14 protein-coding genes are annotated in these 24,342 nt (G+C 60.1%); 13 read left to right on the top strand and 1 reads right to left on the bottom strand.

The genetic code is table 11. The features are described from left to right. Nucleotides 1-25: 25 nt before the first annotated feature. The 13 genes from ACA044_RS03360 to ACA044_RS03300 all read left to right on the top strand — a co-directional run bounded on the left by ACA044_RS03360 (nt 26) and on the right by ACA044_RS03300 (nt 16,996). The gene (locus tag ACA044_RS03360) at nt 26-1,972 is read left to right on the top strand and encodes a methyl-accepting chemotaxis protein (protein ID WP_497445149.1); all 1,947 of its coding nucleotides are present in this window, start codon (nt 26-28) and stop codon (nt 1,970-1,972) included. Between the two features lie 180 nt (nt 1,973-2,152). Then, nucleotides 2,153-3,892, top strand: coding sequence for a protein-disulfide reductase DsbD (locus tag ACA044_RS03355; RefSeq protein ID WP_497445148.1), 1,740 nt, complete (start codon nt 2,153-2,155; stop codon nt 3,890-3,892). 132 nt (nt 3,893-4,024) lie between these two features. Next, a complete protein-coding gene (aroQ, locus tag ACA044_RS03350) occupies nt 4,025-4,477 on the top strand; it encodes a type II 3-dehydroquinate dehydratase (protein ID WP_007937215.1) in 453 nt (150 codons plus the stop codon). A gap of 48 nt (nt 4,478-4,525) precedes the next feature. Then, nucleotides 4,526-4,987 (top strand): acetyl-CoA carboxylase biotin carboxyl carrier protein, encoded by a 462-nt coding sequence (gene accB / locus ACA044_RS03345; protein ID WP_497445147.1) that lies wholly within the window; start codon nt 4,526-4,528, stop codon nt 4,985-4,987. A 17-nt stretch (nt 4,988-5,004) separates the two neighbouring features. Next, a complete protein-coding gene (accC, locus tag ACA044_RS03340; protein WP_454845170.1) occupies nt 5,005-6,363 on the top strand; it encodes an acetyl-CoA carboxylase biotin carboxylase subunit in 1,359 nt (452 codons plus the stop codon). Nucleotides 6,364-6,643: 280 nt separating this feature from the next. Beyond that, the gene (gene prmA / locus ACA044_RS03335) at nt 6,644-7,522 is read left to right on the top strand and encodes a 50S ribosomal protein L11 methyltransferase (protein ID WP_497445146.1); all 879 of its coding nucleotides are present in this window, start codon (nt 6,644-6,646) and stop codon (nt 7,520-7,522) included. A 30-nt stretch (nt 7,523-7,552) separates the two neighbouring features. Beyond that, nucleotides 7,553-8,773: a DUF3426 domain-containing protein gene (locus ACA044_RS03330; RefSeq protein WP_497445145.1), complete on the top strand. Its 1,221-nt coding sequence runs from the start codon at nt 7,553-7,555 to the stop codon at nt 8,771-8,773. Nucleotides 8,774-8,958: 185 nt separating this feature from the next. Then, complete coding sequence (gene dusB, locus ACA044_RS03325) at nt 8,959-9,969, top strand: tRNA dihydrouridine synthase DusB (protein WP_497445144.1); 1,011 nt, start codon at nt 8,959-8,961, stop codon at nt 9,967-9,969. Next, on the top strand, nt 9,966-10,286 hold the full coding sequence (fis, locus tag ACA044_RS03320) for a DNA-binding transcriptional regulator Fis (protein ID WP_007945216.1): 321 nt from the start codon (nt 9,966-9,968) through the stop codon (nt 10,284-10,286). The genes dusB and fis overlap by 4 nt, the downstream gene beginning before the upstream one ends. An 81-nt stretch (nt 10,287-10,367) precedes the next feature. Beyond that, entirely contained in the window at nt 10,368-11,975 is a 1,608-nt protein-coding gene (purH, locus tag ACA044_RS03315; protein WP_497445143.1) for a bifunctional phosphoribosylaminoimidazolecarboxamide formyltransferase/IMP cyclohydrolase, read from the top strand. A 189-nt stretch (nt 11,976-12,164) separates the two neighbouring features. After that, complete coding sequence (purD, locus tag ACA044_RS03310; protein ID WP_497445142.1) at nt 12,165-13,460, top strand: phosphoribosylamine--glycine ligase; 1,296 nt, start codon at nt 12,165-12,167, stop codon at nt 13,458-13,460. Nucleotides 13,461-13,558: 98 nt separating this feature from the next. Further along, complete coding sequence (locus ACA044_RS03305; RefSeq protein ID WP_497445141.1) at nt 13,559-16,336, top strand: hybrid sensor histidine kinase/response regulator; 2,778 nt, start codon at nt 13,559-13,561, stop codon at nt 16,334-16,336. A gap of 63 nt (nt 16,337-16,399) precedes the next feature. After that, nucleotides 16,400-16,996: a MarC family protein gene (locus tag ACA044_RS03300; RefSeq protein ID WP_497445140.1), complete on the top strand. Its 597-nt coding sequence runs from the start codon at nt 16,400-16,402 to the stop codon at nt 16,994-16,996. A gap of 104 nt (nt 16,997-17,100) precedes the next feature. Here ACA044_RS03300 and ACA044_RS03295 read toward each other — a convergent pair whose 3' ends face one another. Further along, a complete protein-coding gene (locus tag ACA044_RS03295; RefSeq protein ID WP_497445139.1) occupies nt 17,101-24,192 on the bottom strand; it encodes a TcdA/TcdB pore-forming domain-containing protein in 7,092 nt (2,363 codons plus the stop codon). Nucleotides 24,193-24,342: the final 150 nt, after the last annotated feature.

Genomic DNA, 24,342 nt, shown 5'->3' with positions numbered 1-24,342 from the left:
ACCATTCTGCCGTTGGTAGACCACGATGCGCCTGAAGCTGCTGACCAACCTCAATACCCTCCTTCTGGTCGCCGTGTGCGTGGCCCTCGGCACCACGCTTTGGTGGTCGCAAAAAGCCTTGGAACGCCCCTATCTGTTGATGGAGCGCTACCTGGGCCTGTCCCAGCAGTTTCAAAATGAAGTGGCGCGCAACGTCGAGGATTACCTGGCCAGCGGCGATGCCTTGCGCCTGAGCAGCGCCAGCCAGGCCATCGACAGCCTGCAAAAGCAACTCGGTGAATTGCCGCCGGCCCTGGCCGAGACCTTGCGCCCAAGCCTGTCGAACCTGAATGACTTCAGCAAGACTGACCTGCTGGCCGCCGGCAAACTCGCCGGTGATCCACAAGCACTGTTGCTGCAGGCCGAACGTGAGCTCGGCGCCAGCCTCGATCAGCTCAGCCAGTACGCCAGCGGTAATGCGGCATACCTGGCACCCTTGCTCGTTGCCTCCCAGCACCTGGGCAAACTGTCCCTGGCCCGGGACAAACTGGTCAGCAGCGGGCGCAGCGAACTGGCTGCCGATGTCGAGCGCGAAGTCGCTAACATCCGCACTCAAGCCGAGCAACTGGACGCTTTACCTCTGCTTGGCGTGACAGCCAGCACCGAATCGAACACCGATGATTTCGCCGCGATGATGGGTTTGGAGAACACTGAAAAAGCCGTCGCCGAAGATGCCGGCGTCGGCCTCAAACGCGAACTCAACAGCCTGCTCACCCGCTACCCTTCGGAACTGGCACGCACTCGCGAACAGATCCAGAAACGCGCCGACCTCAGCACCGCGACTCACCTGAAAATCACCGCCGTACAACAGGCCATCGCCGGGCTGGAGCCGGTGGTGCGCGCCCAGCACGGACAGATCCAGAGCGAAGTGCGGTTGATGCAAGGGGTAATGATCGGGCTGATCCTGCTAATCGCATTGCTCATCGATACCTTGCAACGACGCCTGGCCCGAACCCTGACCAACCTCGCCCCGGCGCTGTCGACCTGGGCCGAGGGTGACTTCAGCCGCGACATTCAACTGGGCGCGACCAACCGCGAATTGCATGACATTCAAGCCTCACTTAATCGTTTGCGCGCGTATCTGGTCGACCTGGTAGGCACCATTCGACTCAACGCCGAGCAGGTCGCTGGCAGCAGCCGAACGCTAGCCGATTTGAGCAATGACCTGCACAGCGGTGCCGAGCATCAGGCCGGCGATACCGCGTTGATCCGCGATTCTCTCGGTGAACTCGAGGCGACGATTCAACAAGTCGCCGGTGATGCCAGCCAGGCGGCTGACGCCAGTCGCCACGCCGGGCTTGCGGTGGAGCACGGCCAGAAAGTGATTGGCCTTAGCCTCACCGGGCTGCATGCGTTGGTGGGTGAAGTGCAAGGCAACGCGCAGATGATCGAACATCTGGCCGAAGAGTCGGCGACCATCGGCGGCGTGCTGACGGTGATCCGCTCGATTGCCGACCAGACCAACCTGTTGGCCCTGAACGCCGCCATCGAAGCGGCCCGCGCCGGAGAAATGGGCCGAGGGTTTGCGGTGGTGGCCGAAGAGGTTCGCTCACTGGCGCAACGCACCGCCGGTGCCACAGCCGAGATCCAGACGCTGATCGCCGGCCTGCAAACCGCCGCGCGGAAATCGGTCGAAGGCATGCGCGCCCAGGTCGAACACGCCGAAGCCACGGCCAATCAGGCCCAGGCGGCCGACGGCGCGCTGGATAAGATTGTCGGGGCGATCCAGACCATTTCCGACACCGCAGTGCGCATCGCCGATATCACCGCCCAACAGAGCGGCGCTGTCAGCGAAATCCGCGACCACAGTGAGCGGATTCATCAATTGGGTGGGGATAACTTGCTGCGCATCGGCGAGGGGCGTGAACAAGGGGAGAATTTGTTGGTGCTGGGCGGGCGGTTGCATACAGCCGTTCAGGCGTTCCGCGTCTGACAGACCGCCTTCACGAGCAAGCCCGCTCCCACATTTGATCGCATTCCCCCTGAGCGAACTCGGTTAAATGTGGGAGCGGGCTTGCTCGCGAAGACGTCGGAACTCACCACAGGACGCCCCGACCTGCACACCCCGCGACTGTCCGCTATCATGCCTACACTTTCGATACGCGAGATTGTCATGCGCCGTTTGCTCTGCCTGCTGTTTTTAGTGCTCGCCCTGCCGGCCTCTGCCGCCGGGTTGCTGGACAGTCGGCCCAGTTCCACCCTGGGCACGATCAACAACAGCGCCGACTTCCTGCCGGTGCGCGAAGCCTTTCAGTTGAGCCTGGTAGAAAGCACGCCGCAATCGATCAAGCTGCGCTTCGTCGCCACCGAGGGTTACTACCTCTATCGCCATCGCTTCCAGTTTCGCGCCGACCCGGTCGACGTTGGCCTCGGTGCGGCGCAACTGCCCAAGGGCGAACAAAAGCACGATGAGTACTTCGGCGATGTCGAGGTTTATCACGGGATTCTCGATGTAGAACTGCCGCGCACCGATTCCCGCGCCTTTACGCTGGCCGTGACCTATCAGGGCTGCGCCGACAAAGGCCTGTGTTACCCGCCCGAGACCGAGCGCCTGAATATTGATGGCAGTGGCGCCACGAGCACAGCGTGGAGCTGGCGCGAACTGGTGCTGTTTTTCCTCGCCGGTGTTGGCCTGACCTTCACCCCTTGCGTGCTGCCGATGCTGCCGATCCTCTCCGGCGTGGTCCTGCGCGGGCAAGTCGGCGGCTTACGCGGTTTCAACCTGTCGCTGGCTTACGTGCTGCCGATGGCCGTTTGTTTCGCCCTGCTCGGTGCCTTGATGGGCATGTTCGGCGCACAGCTGAATCTTCAGGCGCGCCTGCAATCGGCCTGGGTGCTGGTGCCCTTCGCGCTGTTTTTTGCGGTGTTTGCCCTGGCCATGTTTGGCGTATTCGAACTGAAACTGCCCCACGCCATCAGCAGCCGTCTGGACCGGATCGCCGGGCGTACCGAGGGAGGCTCGCTGTGGGGCGCGGCGGTGCTGGGCGTGGTGTCCAGCCTGCTGGTTTCGCCCTGCGTCTCGGCCCCCTTGGCCGGCGCACTGCTGTACATCAGCGCCAGCGGCGATGCCCTGGGCGGCGGATTGAAATTGTTCATGCTCGGCCTGGGCATGGGTGCTCCGCTGTTGCTGGTGGCGACCGGCGGTGCGGCCTGGCTGCCTAAAAGCGGCCCGTGGCTGATCTACGTGAAAAACGCGATTGGGGTGCTGTTGCTAGGGCTGGCGATCGCTTTGCTCAGCCGCGTATTACCAGGCCAAATCACCTTGCTGTTGATCGGTTTGCTCGCCGGTGGCGTCGGGTTGTTCATGGGCGCGCTGGAATTTGTCTATAAACCGCCGAGAAAACGCCTGGGGCAATTGCTGGGGATGTTTCTGCTGTTTTATGCGCTGGCCTGCTGGTACGGCGCGTTCAGCGGTCAGACCGACCCGCTCAACCCCATCGGCCAGCCGCGCATTGTCACAGGCAGCGATCAACCGCAAATCGCCAGCAACTGGCAAACCATCAGCACCCCGGCGGAACTGGATCGCGCCCTCGCCGACGCCAAAGCCGCCGGCACGCCGCTGCTGCTCGACTGGTATGCCGACTGGTGTATCAGTTGCAAAGTCATCGAACACGAAGTCCTCAACGATGCCAACGTCGTCGAACGCCTCAAAGGCTATCGGCTGATCCGCTTCGACATCACCGCCAGCAACACCGAACAGCGCGCCCTGCTCGACCGTTACAAACTGTTCGGCCCTCCGGCGCTGATGTTTTTCGGCAAGAACGGCGTCGAACGCACCGATGTGCGGGTGATCGGCGAGATCAATGCCGCGGACTTCGCCGAACGTGTTGCGAAAGCAAATGACCGGATTTAATCAGCCGGTCACATATTTCGCGCAAACATCGGCCATCGTGCGGGCTATTGCATAGAACTGGACAGTCACAAAGGCTTTGCGGCATAGTCGCCGGGTTCTGACAATTGCACACAGATCACAAAGGAGCAGCAGATGGCGACCCTATTGGTTTTGCACGGCCCTAACCTGAACCTGCTCGGCACCCGGGAACCGGGCGTCTACGGTGCAACGACCCTGGCGCAAATCAACCAGGATCTGGAACAGCGGGCGCGCAATGCCGGCCACCATTTGCTTTACCTGCAAAGTAACGCCGAGTACGAATTGATCGACCGCATCCACGCTGCTCGCGGTGAAGGTGTGGACTTCATTCTGATCAATCCAGCAGCTTTTACGCATACGAGTGTCGCATTACGTGACGCGCTGCTGGCGGTGAGCATCCCATTCATCGAAGTGCATTTGTCTAACGTGCACAAACGCGAACCTTTCCGCCATCACTCTTACTTCTCCGATGTAGCGGTGGGAGTGATCTGCGGCCTTGGCGCCAGCGGTTATCGACTGGCCCTGGAGGCCGCACTAGAGCAGCTTGAAAGACAGGCAACGGCTTGAACAACAAGCGTTAAACGCCCCTGACCGACCCTTGGGAGTTGATGATTCATGGATATCCGTAAAGTTAAGAAACTGATCGAATTGCTGGAAGAGTCCGGTATCGACGAGCTCGAGATCAAGGAAGGCGAAGAGTCCGTACGCATCAGCCGTCACAGCAAGACGCCGGCTCAGCAGTACTACGCTCCAGCGCCTATGCATGCTCCGGCCCCTGCGCCTGTTGCTGCAGCTCCCGTTGCTGCCGCTGCTCCTGCAGCTCCGGTTGCGCCTGCGCTGAACGGCAACGTTGCCCGTTCGCCGATGGTCGGCACCTTCTATCGCAAATCTTCGCCGTCCTCGCCGTCCTTCGTTGAAGTCGGCCAGACCGTGAAAAAAGGCGACACCCTGTGCATCGTCGAAGCCATGAAGATGATGAACCACATCGAAGCTGAAGCCAGCGGTGTGATCGAGTCCATCCTCGTCGAAGACGGCCAGCCGGTTGAGTACGACCAACCACTGTTCACCATCGTTTGAACCGCGGAGAAACTTTGATGACTGCGAAGTTGGAAAAAGTTCTGATCGCCAACCGCGGTGAGATCGCCCTGCGGATTCTGCGTGCCTGCAAAGAGATGGGCATCAAAACTGTCGCCGTTTACTCCAAGGCCGACAAAGAGCTGATGCACCTGGGCCTGGCAGACGAATCGGTCTGCATCGGTCCGGCCTCGGCCGCGCACTCTTACCTGCACATTCCGGCCATCATCGCCGCGGCTGAAGTGACCGGCGCTACTGCCATTCACCCAGGCTACGGTTTCCTCGCGGAAAACGCCGACTTTGCCGAACAGGTCGAGAACTCCGGCTTCGCGTTCATTGGCCCGAAAGCCGACACCATCCGCCTGATGGGCGACAAGGTATCGGCCAAGCACGCCATGATCGCTGCTGGCGTTCCAACCGTTCCAGGCTCCGACGGCCCACTGCCTGAAGACGAAGAAACCGCTCTGCGCATCGGTCGCGAAGTCGGTTATCCGGTGATCATCAAAGCTGCTGGCGGCGGTGGTGGTCGTGGCATGCGCGTGGTGCACAAAGAAGAAGACCTGATTTCCTCGGCGAAACTGACCCGCTCCGAAGCGGGCGCAGCGTTCGGCAACCCGATGGTCTATCTGGAAAAATTCCTGACCAACCCACGTCACGTGGAAGTTCAGGTACTTTCCGACGGCCAGGGCCACGCCATCCATCTGGGCGACCGCGATTGCTCGCTGCAACGTCGTCACCAGAAGGTTCTCGAAGAAGCGCCGGCACCGGGCATCGACGAGAAGGCACGGGCTGAAGTCCTCGCACGCTGCGTCAAGGCTTGCATCGACATCAACTACCGTGGCGCGGGTACTTTCGAGTTCCTGTACGAGAACGGCGCGTTCTATTTCATCGAAATGAACACCCGCGTTCAGGTTGAGCACCCGGTTTCGGAAATGGTCACCGGCATCGACATCGTCAAGGAGATGCTCAGCATCGCCGCTGGCAACAAGCTGTCGTACACCCAGGATGACGTCGTTATCCGCGGTCACGCGCTGGAATGCCGGATCAACGCCGAAGACCCGAAAACGTTCATGCCTAGCCCAGGCACGGTCAAGCATTTCCATGCGCCAGGCGGCAACGGCGTTCGCGTCGATTCGCACCTGTACAGTGGCTATGCCGTTCCGCCGAACTACGATTCGTTGATCGGCAAGCTGATCACCTACGGCGCAACCCGTGACGAAGCCATGGCGCGCATGCGCAATGCGCTGGACGAAATCGTTGTCGACGGGATCAAGACCAACATCCCGCTGCACCGCGATCTGGTCCGTGATGAAGGCTTCTGCAAAGGTGGAATCAACATCCACTACCTGGAACACAAGCTGGCTGGCGAAAAGCATTAAGCAGTGATCCATACCAACAAAGCCGCTTTCGAGCGGCTTTGTTGTTTCTGGAGATCGCCCCAGCCCTTGTAGGAGCGAGGCTTGCCCGCGAAGGACGCGCATCGGTACCGCTGATGCACCGCGGCGCCTGGTTCGCGGGCAAGTCGGGTCGCCACACCGCTCGCTCCTACAAAGAGCATGCACGTATCGGCCTTGTCGTCTTCTGCCTCGCGCTCGCGTAAACTTGCGCGCTTCTCGCAGCCCGCTAGGCTGCAATCAATATTTTTCAAAGGTGCCCGCCATGCCTTGGCTGCAAGTCCGTCTCGCCATCAGCCCAGAACAAGCCGAAACCTACGAAGACGCTTTCCTTGAAGTGGGCGCCGTGTCGGTGACCTTCATGGACGCCGAAGATCAGCCGATCTTCGAGCCGGAACTCAACACCACCCCGCTGTGGTCGCACACGCACCTGTTGGCCCTGTTCGAAGGAGGCACCGAAGCCGCCAGCGTACTGGCTCACCTCGAGTTGCTGACCGGCAGCCCGCTGCCCGAGCATCACAGCGAAGTGATCGAAGACCAGGACTGGGAACGCAGCTGGATGGACGGTTTCCAACCGATGCGCTTCGGCCAGCGCCTGTGGATAGTCCCGAGCTGGCACGCGGCGCCTGAGCCTGACGCGGTGAACCTGCTGCTGGACCCCGGCCTGGCGTTCGGCACCGGCACTCACCCGACCACAGCGTTGTGCCTGGAATGGCTCGACGGCCAGGACCTGAAGGACTGCAACGTCCTGGACTTCGGCTGCGGCTCGGGGATTCTGGCGATTGCCGCGCTGTTGCTGGGCGCCAGGCGAGCCATCGGCACTGATATCGATGTGCAAGCGCTGGAAGCCTCCCGCGACAACGCCGGGCGCAACAACATTGCCGAATCGCTGTTCCCGCTGTATCTGCCGCAAGACTTGCCGCAGGTTCAGGCCGACGTGCTGGTGGCCAACATTCTTGCCGGCCCGCTGGTTTCCCTCGCCCCGCAACTGTCCAGCCTGGTCAAGCCGGGCGGGCGTTTGGCGCTGTCGGGCATCCTCGCCGAACAAGGTGAAGAAGTCGCCGCCGCCTACGCCCAGGACTTCGATCTGGACCCGATTGCCAATCGCGACGGCTGGGTACGCATCACTGGCCGTCGGCGCTAGAATGAACGCCTGCATAAATCGGATTACCGCATGACCGACAGCTTCGTCACCCAGTGCCCGCATTGCCAAACCAGCTTCCGCGTCAGCCATGCTCAGTTGAGCGTGGCCCGCGGAGTGGTTCGTTGCGGCTCGTGTCTGCAGGTATTCAACGCCGCCAAACAGCTGCTTGAGCAACGGGCCGGCAAGGAAACCCTCAAACCGGTTGCACCGGCGCCCGTCGAACCGCCGGCGCAGCGAGCCATCAGCCAGAAGCAATGGACCGCTGCCGAAATGGATCTGGACAGCCTGGACCTGGACGAAGAGCTCGCCCGGCTCGAACAGCGGGAAATCCAGCCGACGACGGAACTTGCTCGACCTCGCGAAGACAGCCTCAGCGCTCACCGCGATAGCGCCGAGCACGACCAAGCCCCTTGGTCCGACAGCCTCTTCAGTGAGTCAGCCGCCGATCGTGCACAAGCCGCCGACACGCCTACGCCAGAACCGACAATCGAGCCGGGCAAACACTCGCGCACTGAGCCTTCGCTGCCCCTGGAGCCCGTGGAACTGGGCGACGAACCCCAGATACAACAGCTGCGCCTGCATGACCCGCTCGACACCCCGATCCCCTTTGGAGGCCTGTCGGCGACTACCGATGAGATCGACGACGACCTACCCTCGGTAGAGCCCCTGCGCAAGCGACGGGAACGCGGCGAACCGGCCCTGCGCGCGGAAGTGTTGGAGGACCTGACTGACGACCCATTGCAACTGGATTGGCAAAAACGTCGCTCCCCCTGGGGCCGGCGCTTTTTCTGGTTACTGCTGATCCTGCTCGGTGCCGCTGGCCTCGTCGGCCAGTACGTCGCCTACCACTTCGACGAACTGGCGCGCCAGGACCAGTACCGCCCCTGGTTCCAGCAACTGTGCCCGCACATCGGCTGCACCGTGCCGTCCAAGGTCGACATCGCGAAAGTCAAAAGCAGCAACCTGGTGGTCCGCAGCCACCCGGACTTCAACGGCGCACTGGTGGTCGATGCCATCATCTACAACCGCGCGCCCTTCTCCCAGCCCTTCCCGCTACTGGAGCTGCGCTTTGCCGACCTCAACGGCCACCTGATCGCCAGCCGTCGCTTCAAGCCCGGCGAGTACCTCAACGGCGACCTCGAAGGCCTGGCGGAAATGCCACCGCAAACGCCGATCCACATCGCCCTGGACATTCTCGATCCAGGCCCCAAAGCGGTGAACTACAGCCTGAGCTTCCACTCGCCCGAGTGAAACGGCTCACCGTTACGGGCTTGACGGCAGTTTCCTGACGTTGACCGTTCAAACCAAACCGCTGGCGATAACGAATTAACTGTTCAGATTTTGTTCAATTCAGCCTTTATCCAGTCATCGAGAGCGGGTATCATGCCAACCCTTTTTCGAACTCTCATGATCCGGCCCCACAACAGGGAAGTCCTATGTCGGCGGTACGCATCGGTCCGTATACATTGCACAACGGTTTGATCCTCGCCCCCATGGCGGGTGTCACCGATCAGCCCTTTCGCCAGCTGTGCAAGCGACTGGGCGCGGGCCTTGTAGTCTCGGAAATGGTCACCAGCGACATGAGCTTGTGGAACACCCGCAAATCGCGGATGCGCATGATCCACGAAGGTGATCCCGAGCCACGCTCGGTACAGATCGCCGGTGGTGATGCACAGATGCTCGCGGATGCGGCCCGGGCCAACGTCGAACTGGGTGCACAGATTATTGACATCAACATGGGCTGTCCGGCGAAGAAGGTCTGTAACAAGGCCGCCGGTTCCGCCCTGTTGAAGGATGAAGCATTGGTGACCGAGATCCTGCAGGCCGTGGTGGCCGCGGTCGATGTGCCGGTCACCCTGAAGATCCGCACCGGCTGGGACCGGGCGAACAAGAACGGCCTGACCGTGGCGAAGATCGCCGAACAGGCAGGCATTACGGCGTTGGCGGTGCATGGCCGCACCCGTGCCGATCTGTATACCGGTGAAGCCGAGTACGACACCATTGCCGCGATCAAGCAGGCGGTGTCGATTCCGGTCTTTGCCAACGGCGATATCGATTCGCCCGAGAAGGCCCGGTACGTGCTCGACGCGACCGGTGCCGATGGCCTGTTGGTGGGTCGGGCTGCTCAAGGGCAGCCATGGATTTTTCGTGAGATCGACCATTATCTGCGTACCGGCGAAAAACTCCCGGCACCGGAACTGATCGAGGTGGAACGTATTCTGCTTGAGCATCTGGCCGCGCTGCATGCCTTCTATGGCGACGTCATGGGCGTGCGCATAGCGCGCAAGCATGTGGGCTGGTATCTCGCAACCTTGCCGGGCGCCAGGGAGTTCCGCGCCCACTTCAATCGTTTGCAAGAGACGGAAGCACAATGCGCCTACGTTCGGGGCTTCTTCGCCGAACGTTACAAGAGCCTGACAGGGGACGGAGAAGGGGTGGCCGCATGACGATGATGACCGAGACTTTAGTGAGTGGAACTGCACCCGTGAGCGACAACGTGAATTTGAAACAGCACCTCAATACGCCAAGCGAAGAAGGTCAGACCCTTCGCGGGAGTGTCGAGAAGGCGCTGCACAATTATTTCGCCCACCTTGAGGGCGCTGCCGTCACGGATGTGTACAACCTGGTGCTCTCCGAAGTCGAGGCTCCCCTGCTCGAATGCGTGATGAACTACGTCAAGGGTAACCAGACCAAGGCCAGTGAGCTGCTCGGGCTGAACCGGGGCACCCTGCGCAAGAAACTCAAGCAGTACGATTTGCTGTAAGCATTCAATCAAACCAGAAAGGCGCCCGCGTAAAACCGGTCGCCTTTTTTGCTGACTCCTTTGCTTTTGATGGACATTGAAATGACCGACCAGACTACCCGCCTGCCGATCCGCCGCGCCTTGATCAGCGTTTCCGACAAGACCGGGATCCTCGAATTCGCCAAAGAGCTCGAAGCCCTGGGCGTCGAAATCCTCTCCACCGGCGGGACGTTCAAGCTGCTGCGCGACAACGGCGTTGCCGCAGTGGAAGTCGCGGATTACACCGGTTTCGCAGAAATGATGGACGGCCGGGTGAAAACCCTGCACCCGAAAATCCACGGCGGGATCCTCGGTCGTCGCGGTATCGACGACGCCATCATGAACGAACACGGCATCAAGCCGATCGATCTGGTAGCGGTCAACCTGTACCCGTTCGAAGCCACCATCAACAAACCAGGCTGCGACCTGCCGACCGCGATCGAGAACATCGACATCGGCGGCCCGACCATGGTTCGTTCGGCTGCCAAGAACCACAAAGATGTGGCCATCGTGGTGAATGCCAGCGATTACGCCAATGTCCTGGAAAGCCTCAAGGCCGGCGGCCTGACCTACGCACAGCGTTTCGACCTGATGCTCAAGGCCTTCGAACACACCGCTGCCTACGACGGCATGATCGCCAACTACATGGGCACCGTGAACCAGGCGGCTGAAACCCTCAGCACAGAAGGTCGCAGCGAATTCCCGCGCACCTTCAACAGCCAGTTCATCAAGGCTCAGGAAATGCGCTACGGCGAGAACCCGCACCAGAGCGCGGCGTTCTACGTTGAAGCCAAGCCTGCCGAAGTCGGCATCGCCACCGCGACCCAACTGCAAGGCAAAGAGCTGTCGTTCAACAACGTGGCCGACACCGACGCCGCGCTGGAATGCGTGAAGAGCTTCGTTAAACCGGCCTGCGTGATCGTCAAGCACGCCAACCCGTGCGGCGTGGCCGTGAGCCCGGACGCCGAAGGCGGCATCCGTCAGGCCTACGAACTGGCCTACGCCACCGACACCGAGTCGGCGTTCGGCGGCATCATCGCGTTCAACCGTGAGCTGGATGCTGAAACCGCAAAAGCCATCGTCGAGCGTCAGTTCGTCGAAGTGATCATCGCCCCGTCCGTCAGTGCAGAAGCCCGCGCCATTGTGGCTGCAAAAGCCAACGTGCGCCTGCTGGCCTGCGGCGAGTGGTCGGCTGATCGCGTTCCGGCCTGGGACTACAAGCGCGTCAACGGCGGTTTGTTGGTGCAGAGCCGCGACATCGGCATGATCGGCAGCCAAGACCTGAAAGTCGTGACCAAGCGCGCGCCGACCGAACAGGAAATCAATGATCTGATCTTCGCCTGGAAAGTCGCCAAGTACGTCAAGTCCAACGCCATCGTCTACGCCAAGAACCGTCAGACCATCGGTGTCGGCGCCGGCCAGATGAGCCGCGTGAACTCCGCGCGTATCGCCGCGATCAAGGCAGAACACGCAGGCTTGCAGGTGCAGGGCGCGGTCATGGCGTCGGATGCGTTCTTCCCGTTCCGTGACGGCATCGACAACGCGGCCAAGGTCGGTATCACCGCGGTGATCCAGCCGGGTGGTTCAATGCGCGATAACGAAGTGATTGCTGCTGCTGATGAAGCCGGCATCGCCATGGTCTTCACCGGCATGCGCCACTTCCGTCACTGATAAGACAGCGGCCGCACTGAACCCGGCATCTGCTGCGTTGGAGCCGACCTCGATGATGCTCATTGCCAAAAGGCAACTCCGCTCATCGAGGTCGACTCCGCCTTGCATCTACCGGCTTCATTGCGACCTCCTATGGCGTGAAGCGCTTTAGGCTCTAAAACAGAATTAGCGTCATCCGAGGTTTTTGAAATGAATGTTTTGATCATTGGCAGCGGTGGCCGTGAACACGCCCTGGCCTGGAAAGTGGCTCAGGATCCGCGCGTGCAGAAAGTGTTCGTTGCCCCAGGCAACGCCGGCACCGCCATTGAAGCCAAGTGCGAGAACGTCGCTATCGACGTGCTGGCCCTTGAGCAACTGGCAGACTTTGCCGAGAAGAACGTTTCCCTGACCATCGTCGGCCCGGAAGTGCCGCTGGTTGCTGGCGTTGTCGACCTGTTCCGCTCCCGGGGCCTGGATTGCTTCGGTCCGACCGCTGGTGCCGCGCAACTGGAAGGTTCGAAAGCCTTCACCAAGGATTTCCTGGCTCGCCACAAGATCCCGACCGCCGATTATCAGAACTTCACCGAGATCGAGCCGGCCCTGGCTTATCTGCGTGAAAAAGGCGCACCCATCGTGATCAAGGCCGATGGCCTGGCCGCCGGTAAAGGCGTGATCGTGGCCATGACACTGACTGAAGCCGAAGACGCGGTGCGCGACATGCTCGCTGGCAACGCGTTTGGCGACGCCGGCTCCCGGGTGGTGATCGAAGAGTTCCTGGACGGCGAAGAAGCCAGCTTCATTGTCATGGTCGACGGCAAGAACGTGCTGCCGATGGCCACCAGCCAGGACCACAAACGCGTCGGCGACGGCGACACCGGTCCGAACACTGGCGGCATGGGCGCTTACTCTCCGGCACCGGTCGTCACGGCCGAAGTCCATCAGCGGGTCATGGATCTGGTGATCTGGCCGACCGTGCGCGGCATGGCCGAGGAAGGTAACGTTTATACCGGCTTCCTCTATGCCGGCTTGATGATCGACAAGGCTGGTAACCCAAAAGTTATCGAGTTCAACTGCCGTTTCGGCGATCCTGAAACCCAACCGGTGATGCTGCGTTTGCAGTCGAGCCTGGTGTTGCTGGTCGAAGCAGCCTTGGCTCAGGCGCTGGACAAAGTCGAAGCACAATGGGATCCACGTCCGAGCGTCGGTATCGTATTGGCCGCTGGCGGCTACCCGGGTGACTACGCCAAAGGCGTTGCCATCAACGGCCTCGATGCAGCCGCGGCACTGGAAGGCAAAGTCTTCCACGCGGGTACTGCGCTCAAGGACGCTCAGGTGGTCACGGCCGGTGGTCGGGTGCTGTGCGCAACCGCCATGGGCGCCAGCGTCGACGCAGCCCAGCAGCAGGCTTACAAACTGGCGGCTAAAATCGACTGGGAAGGCTGCTTCTACCGCAAGGACATTGGCTACCGCGCCATTGCCCGCGAGCGTGGCGAAAATCAGGAATAAGCCATCATTCGGCCAGGCAAGGGCTTGCGGCCCTTGCCGGACTATTCCGGCGCCGCGCATAGTTATAATCTGGCATTAACCTACGAAGGGATTTCGCCGTGCGCTGGCTCAGGATTGCCATAGGCTTTACCGTCACTCTGCTGACCTTGCTCTGCATGCTCCCGGCCCAGGCCACGCAAGGCAGTGGCTGGGCGGTATTGCTCGACGAACAGGGCGACCTGCAGCTGAGCGACATCCGCTCCAGCCGCTACACCAATCAATTCAGCCCCATCGAACTCGACCGCCTCACCGCAGCCGAGCCCGAGGGTGCGCTATGGCTGCGTTTCAGGCTCGCGCCCGGCAAGCACGAACAGTTACTGCGAGTGTTCGCCCCGGACCTGTCGTACCTCAATCTGTATGTGCTCGACGGCGACCAGCTGATCGATCAATTGAATACCGGTACCGGGAAGCCCCAGGCTGAGCGCCCCCTGCCCAGCAGCGACTTCATGTTGCCGCTGCCGCAAAGCGACAAAACCCTCGACGTCTACCTGCGACTGGTCTCCGAACACCAGCTGCGGCCTTACATCACCCTGCAATCAGCGGTCATGACCGCGGCCGCTCAGAACCAGACGCTGATCTACGGCCTGCTCTTTGGCTGCATCGGGATGCTGATTCTGCATAACCTGACCCGCTACGCTTATACCCGCTCGCGCAGCTGCCTCTGGTTGGCAGCGTGCGAAGGGTTGTTGCTGCTCAGCCTGGTGCTGCTGTTGAACCTGGCCGGGCCATGGTTGCCGAACTGGCCTGTTGTGCAGACACCCGGTGCCTACCTCGCCTTACTGCTGACCGCGCCTTGCGGTCTGATGTTCGCCTACCGTTTCTTCGCCCCGCTCGGCCCACACCCGCTGAACAAGCTGCTGCTGGGGGACATCCTGATCATCGTGGTCTGCGGCTTGCTGCTGTTGTTCGTCAATACGCTGCCGCTTAACCTCATCACGTACGCGCTGGTAGCCCTGGCCGGCCTGAGCATGCTGTTCGTCGGTGTCCATCACTGGCAAAAAGGTTATCGCCCGGCGCGCCTGTTCGTGGCGGCCATGGTGGTATTCAACCTCGGCACATTGATTATCCTGCCGGCGCTGCAGGGGCTGACCCTTGTCGCTCCGCAGGGCCTGATCATCACGCTGCTGGCGTTTATCTGTATCAGTGGCCTGTTGATGAGTGTTGCCCTGGGCGAGCGACAGCGCAGCATCACCGAAAACCGCTTCAGTATCAGTCGCGACCTGGCCGCCAGCAACGCCGAGAACAACGCCAAGGCCGAATTTCTGGCGAAGATCAGCCATGAAATCCGTACCCCGATGAATGGCGTGCTGGGCATGACCGAACTGCTGCTGGGCACTCCGTTGTCGGTCAAGCAGCGCGACTATGTGCAGACCATCCATAGCGCCGGCAACGAACTGCTGACGCTGATCAACGAAATTCTCGACATCTCCAAACTCGAGTCCGGGCAGATCGAACTGGACGACGTGCAGTTCGATCTCAATGCCCTGATCGAAGACTGCCTGAGTATCTTCCGCGCCAAGGCCGAACAGCAGGACGTCGAGCTGATCAGCTTTATCCAGCCGCAGGTACCGCGCGTCATCAGCGGAGATCCGACGCGTCTACGCCAGACCCTGCTGAGCCTGCTGGAAAACGCCCTGAAGAAAACTGACGAAGGCGAGATCCTGATCGTCGTCGCTCTGGATGAACGCAGCGCCAAACCGCGGCTGCGCATCGCCGTGCAGGACAGCGGCCAGCCAATGGAGGCGGAAGAACGCGATGCGTTGATGCACGCCGAACTGCACAGCAAACACTTCCTCTCGGCCACCAGCCTGGGGGGCAATCTGGGGCTGGTGATTGCCCGTCAGCTGATCCGGTTGATGCAGGGTGAATTCGGCATCAAGAGCGGCACCAACCAAGGCAGCACATTGTGGCTGACCCTGCCGCTGGACCCCGACCGTCTCGAACATCCGACTTCGGACCTCGACAGCCCATTGCAAGGCGCGCGCGTACTCGTCGTGGACGACAACGACACCTGTCGCAAGGTACTGGTGCAGCAGTGCAGCGCCTGGGGCTTGAACGTCAGCGCCGTGCCGTCCGGCAAGGAGGCTCTGGCGTTGCTGCGCACCAAGGCCCACCTGCGCGACTACTTCGACGTGGTCCTGCTGGACCAGAACATGCCTGGCATGACCGGCATGCAACTGGCCGCCAAGATCAAGGAAGACCCTAGCCTGAACCACGACATTCTGCTGATCATGCTCACCGGCATCAGCAACGCTCCGAGCAAGATCATCGCGCGCAACTGCGGGATCAAACGCATTCTCGCCAAACCGGTGGCCGGCTACACCCTCAAGACCACCCTGGCGGACGAACTGAATCAGCGCAACAAAGGCCCGGCCACCTCACAGCATCTGCCCACAGACCCCACCCTTCCGGTCAAGGTGCCCAGCGATTTCCGCATCCTGGTGGCCGAAGACAACAGCATCTCGACCAAGGTTATTCGTGGAATGCTGGGTAAACTCAACCTGCAACCGGACACCGCCAGCAATGGTGAAGAAGCCTTGATGGCGATGAAGGCCCAGCGGTACGACCTGGTGCTTATGGACTGTGAAATGCCGATCCTCGACGGCTTCTCCGCCACCCAGCAATTGCGTGCCTGGGAAGTCGGCAACCAACGGACTCGCACCCCTGTGGTAGCGTTGACCGCGCACATCCTCGCCGAACACAAAGAACGCGCGCGTCAGGCTGGCATGGACGGGCACATGGCCAAGCCGGTCGAGTTGTCGCAACTGCGCGACCTGATCGAGCATTGGGTTGCCCAGCGTGATCAGCAAAATCGCGCCACGACACAACCGTCGTGAGCCGACAGCCCCGCTAGCGCCTGATAGACTCCCCACGACTTCCCTCGCCAGTGAGCTTGCACGATGCTCCATGTGTTGTTCAGCGTTTACCTGAAGATGCTGGTGCTCTACAGCCCATTCTTCGTGTTGTCCTGCTTCATCAGCCTGACCCGCGGTTACTCGCGCAAGGAACAACGTCGCCTGGCCTGGAAAGTGGCGATTGCCACACTGGTCTCCAGCGTCTTGCTGTACTTATTCGGGCGAGTGATTTTCAGCGTGTTCGGGATCACCGTGGATGCGTTCCGCATCGGCGCTGGCAGCGTGCTGTTCATCTCGGCACTGGGCATGGCCCAAGGCAAGTCGGCGGTGCAGACCGACAACGTGCAGCAGGACGTGACCATCGTCCCGCTGACGATTCCCCTGACCGTCGGCCCCGGCACCATCGGTGCCCTGCTGGTCATGGGTGTGAGCCAGCCGCACTGGGACGACAAACTCATGGCCATCATCAGCATTGCCCTGGCCAGTTTTACCGTCGGCGTGGTGCTGTATCTGTCGAACCGCATCGAGCGGATTCTCGGTGATCAGGGTTTGCAGATTGTCAGTCGGCTGATGGGGTTGTTCGTGTGCGCACTGGCGGCGCAGATCATCTTCACGGGAGTGAAGGGATACCTCGTGCCCTGAACGCCCCGTCAAAGTCCTGGAGCCGCACCCAGCCAACAAAAGGCCGCGAACGGAATCATTCGCGGCCTTGTTTTTTCAATCAGTGAAGTCTGATCGGTGTTTGTTCACGATGTCAGCGTCTGGTTTGCTTTCTGGAAAACCGACTCTTCCAGCAACGCCTGAAGGGTCGCGCTGCCAGTCAGCCCTTTCCTTCCCAGCAACCGCTCCACGAACTTCGATACCGGCCGTGACTGCTGATTTTCAAATGCAAGGAACACATCACCGCGCAATGCCGGATCAGTGGAGCAGACATCACGAAAAATCAGGCTGTGCTCACTGTCCGGATCAACAATGACCAGATGTTGCTGGACAATCTCGAACAGCAGTTTTTCCGGTGCATCGAATTCCCAGATCAACTTGCCCGGAACGGTGGGCACTTCATCCAACGCATGCCGGCAGTCAACGATGACCGAGTCCAGTCTCAACCAAGCGGCCTTCGACAGATGACACGTCACGGCCCCCTGCCCCAGGCGCAGGATCAACGTGTTGACGTCATCGGGAATCAGCGGCAACAAATCATCCATTCTGCTGTGCCCCTCCACGACCAGCACTTGGGCATTGCGCTGGATGTAGTCGAATGGCCCGATGCTTTGCATACCCGGATAAACCTGCACTTTCCCTTCCTGGCGTTCATGCAACAACACATTGGCCTTTTGAGTGCCCAGCATCGCAAAATCCGTGGGCAGGGTTTTACCGGCAATCCGGATCAGCCGGGCGCTTTGCAGGTCATACCATTGCAAGCTGTCAGGGCCGGACTCCACGGATACAAACTCATCATGATCCGAACCGTCCAGTAGCACCTGCAGACATTCGGTCAGATGTTCGCCCTGCGCAGTCACCCAAGCGTGGTTGACGCCAGTGATCACCTCCGGCTCCTGATAGCGAAGCTGCAGCGATACGCCATCAACGGTTGTCCCTTGCAAACCGGCCCCCTCAATCGCCACATCGGCAAACCGCCAGTCCGCCCATTCATGTTCAGGAGCCGGCAACACGTCGCTCAGCAACAGTTGCGAGCCCTTGCCAAACGCCCGGTCGAGCTGCTGCGGATCGATGAACTTCTGGCTCCAGATCTCGCCGCTCGAAAGATCAAACAACCAGACCGCCTGCTTGTCCGGGGTAACCTCGAGCAAGCGCACTTCCTTGTCGCGCCCCGGATCGCACAACAGCAGACGGTTGTCCACGAACCAGGCGCACAAGTTGCCGTCACCCTTGACGTTGCGCAAGCCGACGATGGCAAAACTCTTGACCGGGTAACGCTTGGCAATCGGCTCCAGCGCCTGCCACCACTGAGCGCGATCCTTGAGCCACTGCTCGCCCAGGCCACCCAGTTGCACTTCGCCTTGTTCGGTCAGATTAAAGAACAGCCCCTCTTCATCAAGTATCAGGTAGCCGTTCTCAACGGCTACGACCTGCGTGAGCCCTTCGGGCTCTACCCATCGGTGCGACCATTGCGCCTTGTCCTGCGCCACGGTTCGCTGCAGCCGGCAAAGCGTCTGGTCGAGCCGGTTGTAGATGAAAAACACGCCGCTTTCGTCCGCCATCGGCAGCAGCACCAGATCGCTCAGGTTCTTGATGGAGTCGTGCCAGCCACGCGCGTGACGTGGAAGGGGCAGCGGATGGATCAGCAAATGATCGCGGCTGCGAACCCACACCATATCTCGTTTGTCCGGATCGAACTTCCAACTGATCGAAACGTAAGATGCCGGCTGCCAGTCGACCGTTGTGACGCCCTCCCTGACAGGTACAGGGCGGGCAGTTATATACTTGCCCAGCACCAATGACCAATCGGCCAGCGTCTCGCCGGCAAACACGATCGCCTGTAGCTCGCGCGCCATGTCGTGGGTTACGGAACTCAATAGCAGCAGCCCCTCGTGAATCAGGTAATTGAACCGCCTGGCGCCGTGAGGGCTGATGATGTTTTGCACGACATGAATCACCCCATGGGCATCCGCTTCGATAGCGCCAATCGTGTTCTTGCCTTCCGCCAGCAGTAAACGGTATCGATGCTTGAGCAAGCCGCTGACGGCGTCGACCTGCCAGATGTCGTAGCTGTCCGGATCGTAGAAGTACGCAAAACCATCGGCGACCAGCGCCAGCCGTGCATCGTCGGTGTCACCGACGTTCTCGTTGCGGATGTACAGGAAGCGGTCTTCGCCGGCGTCATACCAGGCCGTGGTGTAACGCGGTTTCTGCGGCGATTCGAACGGAATCAGCCAGTCATGAACCGGCGTATACGGCAGTACCAGACGATGCTCTTGGGCGAGGGTCTTGTAATGCCCCAGCAACGTTTGCTCATCGAGTCCGGCAGATGCGGTCTGCTCAAGAATGTTCAACTGGCGTTTGCCGCGATCGACGCTGAACAGTTGCTGATCCGCCGTCCTGATCAGCACCTCATGGTGACCTTTGCCAGAAAAGGTTACCTGTACGGTGCCGATGTACAGCTCGCCGAAGGGCTCGACCCGGATGTCACCTTCGCTGGCCCAGGTTGCCTGTAAGACCCAGCGGCAACGCCTCAGGCTCGGTGCTTGCAGTCCAATGCTCACTCCAGGGTTGAGCGTCAACGAACAGGAATCTCCGGCGCCTGTAATTTTGTACGATACCTTGCCCTGCCAGGCTGCCGGAAGAACCGGTATCGCCAGGGCGCGTTCGACCTCATCGAGCTGTACCTCGATGACCGTTTCCCGATACACCGGAAACCGTCGATGAAGGATGTAGTGGGAAGGAAAGGAATAGAACGAAAATAGAAACAGCCACTGGCCGTCCGCTTTCTTTTTTTCCAGGCGCCGGGCGGTGTCGAAACCGCGATCGTGACGTGAACTGGCAAAAGGCAGCGCCTTGTACTCATAGCCGTAACAAGTCTGCGGCGTGCATGGCAGCACGATGGGTTGCCCCCCCGGCGGAGCAAATCCGATCTGATCGGGCAGGTTCAATTGCTGGCGGATATCGATCGCCCGAGCGTAATCGGGATCGAAGTCCGGCACACCGAAATGGTCGCGCAACGGATACAGCTTCGGGCTGTCGAGCAGTAACTTCCCGGCAGCCAGATCAATGCTTTTGACAATCAGCGACGGTTGCACGACCCACGCGGCCAGAGTGTGATCGAATCGGTAGCCGATCCCACGATAGGCATGTTCCAGGTCGTCGAAAAACTTCCCGACTTCCTGCGCATCACGCGCGATGCTGGCAAACCCCTGCGCGAGTGCCGCGACACCGACGGCCAATCCACCGAGAATCACACCAGCGCCACCGAGCACCGCAGCGGCGGTCGATGCGCCGGCCCACGCCGCACCGAAGCCACCCGCCATCAACGCCAGGCTGGCGGAGTCGAATGTCAATTGAGTGCCGAACTGCGCCTTTTCGACTTCACTTTGCGCGGTCGACAGCTGATAGACATCAAAGCCGACATTGGCCAGGCCCAATAGGGCACCAACACCCTCATTGGCCGCATGCCCCAACGCTTCGCCGACCACTGGTGCGCAAGTGCGTGCAATGAGCTTTTCTTCACCCAGTGCGGCTCGAACCAATTGAACCAGGCCTACCACATCGATGACGTTGCCATGTACCAACTGCGCATAGTTGACGTAGGCGTGCAGGCGCACGGCGGTGGTCAACGTCCGGTCGCCCCCTTCTCGCCCCCGCAACGCGTTCATCAGCGCCTGAATCGTGAATCCCGCATTGAGGGTGTGGACACTGCCGGCCTCCTCCGGACTCAGCGGGCTGCCCGTCTCGGCAGATTTGCGTGCCAGGGTCGAAAATTGCTCCGTCAGCCAGTTTTTGATCCGCAGCAGGCGATGGTCATCGCTGACCACCTGTACCACATGTTCAGGCACGGACGGATCGATCAGACTCAGCCGATATTTGCCCTCGGGCGTAATCTCCAGGGTTTCGAACAACGGCACCAGCGGCGTGGCCGACGGATGCAACTCCTGCAGCCCGACCGTAGCCTGTGCGATCTGCTGCCCCCACCAATGGCTGTCCAGCCCCAGCAGGCTCATGCCCAAATGTGAATTGTCGACCAGTGATCGTCCATGGGCGCTATTGAGGCGCTGGCGAAGCGGACGCGCGGGTTGTCCCGACAATGGATCCGACGTCAGCACTCTCGCCACATCAAACCCGGCGGACAGTGGCAAGGCAGACACCCGCTCCCCCTGCAGTTCGATCAGATCGAACATGGGCCGGCCCCCGGCACCGTAAGCGGCATAAAATCTGGCCATGCCCATTTTGAGGAAAAAGTGCTCCAGCGCCCGCGTGAACATGGGCGCATTCTCGAATTCGAACAGACCGAAGTTGGGGTCATAAAAATGATAGAGGACGTGTTCGCCAGCGACGGTTTTCGCCACCAGCATCGAGTGATTGTCAGAGTTGAGCATCAGCGTACGGGTGTCGGCATGGTTCTCCAGTGCAGCAGTGACCTGCCCCAGATCGGCGCGGCTCAGCGGCGTCCCCACCTCACTCAATTGAGTACCCCGCAGTTCCTCCAGCGCTTGCACAAAGGCTACTGACTCACTTTGTTCCGGTTCGATGGCGGCCAGGTAGAAGCGTTCGCGCAGACGATGGGAGGCCATCTCACCCTGCGCAAAGGCCGCACTCATCATCAGCGCCAACGGGTAGCAGCGCCCACCGATCGTTTCTCCGTCGCCGTTGAGCAACAGATCCTGGGGCACCAGTTTTACGCTGCTGGCTTCGAATTGGCCGAGCACTTGATCCAGCCGCTCACTGATCTGCAGGCGATGCTCAAGGGTGGCCACCTGCTCGATCCGCGCCACATGGCGGCCCCATTGATGCTGGGTCTGCGCTTTCACTAATGCCGCTTTTTTCAGATCCAGTGCACTACCGGACAATGCCGACGGCTCATCGAAATCGCTGACCAGGCCGGCCATGAATGCCGGAGCCCTGCGCTTGTACAGATACCGTTCAATGACGGCGTAACGACTGGAGGTACCCAATTCACGAACGCTGTTGGCCAGATTGTCCAATTCGCCGGTGAATGTCGCGAAGTTCTGGCTATGCAGTGAATCCATCCCCAACAACACGCCCAGCGACAGCTTTTGCAGTGGGCTTGTCTCAACGAGATGAAGTTCGCCATGGGCCATCCCGCTCAGCACCTCATCCAGGCCCAGGGTCTGGATCCGCGCATCGCTGAGGAAGGCCGAAGGCCGCGCGTCGGCAGCCTGATTCTTGATGGCCTGACGGTCAGCAAAGCTCAGCGGTAGCGGTTCCTCGAAGACAATCGCGCCATCATGCCCCTGTCTCATCGCCTGGATGAACGGCTCGCCAAGCCCGTCGACCAGACGCTGCAAGACGTCGGTCAGCAGCACCGCTCGCCCTTCGATCAATGGCCAGCCTTGTTCGAACTCAATCGTCGAGCCCTTGAGCAGTTGTGCGATATCGCCTTGATAGCGGGTTTTGTATTGGCCCTCTTGCCAACGCTTCTGCTCGTCTTCGACCCATTCCACAGGATCGGTTGCGTTGTCTTTCCAGGAATGATCCAGCTCCTCTTCGGTGGCGCGGTTAACCGATGCGTAGCGCGCAATGGCCGCCTCCTCGCGTACGCTCTCAGCCACCGAGGGGGTCAAGTGCGCTTTGGCATAATCGGCCATGCCATCACGTATGGCACCAGGACCGGTCAGGTAGATGGTTCCTTCGCTTTGACGGCGGATGCCGTCGCTGAAGTAGCTCGCAGCAGCACTTGCCAGAAATCCCGCGAGGATCTCTTCTTGATTTGGCAGTTCGATCAGCGGCCCATACGTTCTTTCCAGCACTTCCTGCGCTAGCGGCAACATCCCTGCAAAGTCGTTCAATGCAACACCGCGCTGCGCAGCCAGGTGAGTCGTGGCATCGATCAAGTCATAGTTGAACCGCATACGTTCGATCACGGTTTGCAGCGTCGCCGAACGGGGATGCGCCATCAGGAACGCATTCGTCATCGAACTGCCTTCGGCCACGGCACGCAGCATAAAAGGTCGAGCCAGCCGATCCGTCGGCGGCTGGAAAACCTGGCTCAGGGCCGGCCGGCTTTTGGCAAAGGCCTCCAGTGCCGGCAGGTGTTCTGAAGGAATGCTTTTGGAATAGTGGGTGGATGCCTGACGCCCCGGCATCCATTCGGGATTGTGATTGAGCAACAACTGCAAAACCCCCAGGCGGGCATCGACGCCCAGAACACTGATGTCGACGCCGCCCAGGGTTTTCACCAACGGCGGCAGGTTATCGACATCGGCATAACTGCCGCCTTCGCCATACAGGACTTCGGCGCGCACAACATCGGACGCTGCCGCCAGATTGCCGCGCAAACGGGTTTCCCGTTCGTAGATGTCCTGCAGTAGCAACGGCACTGCGGCACCGTCAAGGTCGCGCAACTGCAAGTCACCCTCGGCCATCTCCAGCACACTGCGATGATTTCGTTGCTGCAGCGCTTCCAGTTCCGCCGCATCCTGACCATAGGCGCGGGTCAGCAAATCCATTCGGGCCTCATCGGCCGACTCGCCTTTTGCCACCGCCGCATTGATGTGTGCATGCATCTGTTGCTTCAGAACAATGGCACGCTCCTCGTACAGGCTGGCCAGTTCATCTTCAGAGATAATCTTGCCACCCACCTGCGACAGGGCATCTGCCTTGGCGGCCTCAACAATCAGCTTGTTGGTTTGATAGGCCAGCAGCGCATCGCTGTCGTACCAGAGATTGAGTGTGTAGCCATGCCCGGCCAGCACTTGTTTCCACACGTTGAGGTAATCGCGCTGAATGGCGCCGACACCGCCGCCGAGCCAGACAAAGTGCAACGTCTTTGAAACTTCTGTAGCCGCTGTTTTCATCTGCTCGACGCAGAACTGAACACGCGAGTCGAACCCTTCGACTTTGTCGTATATCTGCGACAGATTCGGGGGATGGTTTTCACTCGCCGCCGCAGGCGTTTGCTCTTCCAGATCGCGCCTCACTCGAGGCTTGCCCAGCAATTGCTCCAATGTCTGTTTGAATAGTCCCAACGGCTCGAGCAACCTTGGCGAATCCATGCCCCCCACGCAGGCAAAGTAATAACGCAACAGCGCCTCGTAAAACTTGCTGTCCTTATGTGGCAATAATGCCTGTTCAAGATCCGCCAATTTGAAAAGCTCAACAAAATCAACGTAACTGTCATTATTTCCGACTTCCATATCTTGCATAAAAAACATCTCCCCATTAGCTCTGACAATAACGTAAAAAGCCAAAACAACCATTAAAACAATTAAACTCAAACCGAAAGAAATTCAATTTCAATGACACGTTAAGTTCCGGACAAAACTATTATGCAAAGGCAGCTCATTCAAACTTGA

The organism is Pseudomonas sp. LBUM1673, from assembly GCF_059695645.1.
Note: the sequence above shows the minus strand (reverse complement) of the source record. Positions and strands in the feature narration are given on the sequence as shown.

Excerpts from the sequence above, each read along its gene's own strand:
- ACA044_RS03360 (WP_497445149.1), top strand. The coding sequence starts at position 26 with ATGCGCCTGAAGCTGCTGACCAACCTCAATACCCTCCTTCTGGTCGCC.
- ACA044_RS03355 (WP_497445148.1), top strand. The coding sequence starts at position 2,153 with ATGCGCCGTTTGCTCTGCCTGCTGTTTTTAGTGCTCGCCCTGCCGGCC.
- aroQ (WP_007937215.1), top strand. The coding sequence starts at position 4,025 with ATGGCGACCCTATTGGTTTTGCACGGCCCTAACCTGAACCTGCTCGGC.
- accB (WP_497445147.1), top strand. The coding sequence starts at position 4,526 with ATGGATATCCGTAAAGTTAAGAAACTGATCGAATTGCTGGAAGAGTCC.
- accC (WP_454845170.1), top strand. The coding sequence starts at position 5,005 with ATGACTGCGAAGTTGGAAAAAGTTCTGATCGCCAACCGCGGTGAGATC.
- prmA (WP_497445146.1), top strand. The coding sequence starts at position 6,644 with ATGCCTTGGCTGCAAGTCCGTCTCGCCATCAGCCCAGAACAAGCCGAA.
- ACA044_RS03330 (WP_497445145.1), top strand. The coding sequence starts at position 7,553 with ATGACCGACAGCTTCGTCACCCAGTGCCCGCATTGCCAAACCAGCTTC.
- dusB (WP_497445144.1), top strand. The coding sequence starts at position 8,959 with ATGTCGGCGGTACGCATCGGTCCGTATACATTGCACAACGGTTTGATC.
- fis (WP_007945216.1), top strand. The coding sequence starts at position 9,966 with ATGACGATGATGACCGAGACTTTAGTGAGTGGAACTGCACCCGTGAGC.
- purH (WP_497445143.1), top strand. The coding sequence starts at position 10,368 with ATGACCGACCAGACTACCCGCCTGCCGATCCGCCGCGCCTTGATCAGC.
- purD (WP_497445142.1), top strand. The coding sequence starts at position 12,165 with ATGAATGTTTTGATCATTGGCAGCGGTGGCCGTGAACACGCCCTGGCC.
- ACA044_RS03300 (WP_497445140.1), top strand. The coding sequence starts at position 16,400 with ATGCTCCATGTGTTGTTCAGCGTTTACCTGAAGATGCTGGTGCTCTAC.
- ACA044_RS03295 (WP_497445139.1), bottom strand. The coding sequence starts at position 24,192 with ATGCAAGATATGGAAGTCGGAAATAATGACAGTTACGTTGATTTTGTT.